The sequence below is a fragment of the Pseudomonas meliae genome (genome assembly GCF_001400515.1).
GTDB classification, from domain to species: Bacteria; Pseudomonadota; Gammaproteobacteria; order Pseudomonadales; family Pseudomonadaceae; genus Aquipseudomonas; species Aquipseudomonas amygdali.
Map to the genome: position 1 here is coordinate 1 of NZ_LJQT01000439.1, position 248 is coordinate 248.

Annotated in this window: 1 protein-coding gene; it reads right to left on the bottom strand. The window is 60.5% G+C overall.

Going from position 1 to position 248, the window contains the following annotated elements:
* On the bottom strand, positions 1-248 hold a 248-nt coding region (locus ALO64_RS20285; protein WP_174517454.1), incomplete at both ends, for a replication initiation protein.

Consider the following 248-nt stretch of genomic DNA (forward strand, 5'->3'; position numbering starts at 1 on the left):
ACCTGGTCAAGCTTGGGGCCTGTGGCCCAAGGCTTGACGGTCAACTCCACAGCGCTTGCCAGTTCGCCCAGTTCATACACGTGGTTGTGAAATTCGGTCGTTTCCCACCAGGGGTGACCGGGTGTTTTGGCCACAGGGCCACCGTGGTAGTCCACGTCCGCGTCGAGGCGAGCGGCAAATGCGGCATAGACCGCTTTCATGTACTGAATCGGCTTGGCCCGTGCATTCTCTGTCGTGCACACGGACGG